We start from the raw sequence: 533 nt of genomic DNA, 5'->3' as shown, positions 1-533 counted from the left end.
GCTGGATCACCTCCTTTCTAGGGAGTTCCGACCCCCGACCGTCGGTCGGAGGTCAACCCCTCCCCCCTTCAGCACCCTTCCTGCCACTCTTCAGCGGTTAAGGTCTTAAATTGCCGATTCAAAAATCTGTAGCGTTGAATCGGTAATCCGCTGGGCCTGTAGCTCAGTCGGTTAGAGCACTCCTCTGATAAGGGAGTGGTCAGTGGTTCGAGTCCACTCAGGCCCACCAGGTCCGGGGATGTAGCTCAGATGGGAGAGCGCCTCCCTTGCACGGAGGAGGTCAGGGGTTCGAATCCCCTCATCTCCACCAGGGGCGCTTGACAGAACCGGCCAAATGAGGTATACTGGTTGCCCGTACACCGGCGATGGATCGGCATTCGTGAGGTGCGTATCGTAATGCGGGATTTCCGGGAAGAGGGCAGCGGATAATTTTCGGGAAGGGGCATATCTCTGGCGCACAGGCGGCCTGGGGTATGCCCAGGCCGTTTGCGTTTCACAAGGGTAGTGGTTAGTCAAGTTTATACTTTGGGTCC

General features: G+C 57.4%; 2 tRNA genes. Both read left to right on the top strand.

What is annotated here, in order from left to right:
• Nucleotides 1-152: 152 nt before the first annotated feature.
• Nucleotides 153-229: transfer RNA gene (locus tag ACP5PX_RS08385), tRNA-Ile, on the top strand.
• Nucleotides 230-234: 5 nt separating this feature from the next.
• A tRNA-Ala gene (locus ACP5PX_RS08380) sits at nucleotides 235-310 on the top strand.
• Nucleotides 311-533 lie beyond the last annotated feature (223 nt).

Origin of the sequence: Hadarchaeum sp. (SeqCode) (genome assembly GCF_049969415.1) — an archaeon.
In the GTDB taxonomy this organism is placed as follows: domain Archaea; phylum Hadarchaeota; class Hadarchaeia; order Hadarchaeales; family Hadarchaeaceae; genus Hadarchaeum.
Note: the sequence above shows the minus strand (reverse complement) of the source record. Positions and strands in the feature narration are given on the sequence as shown.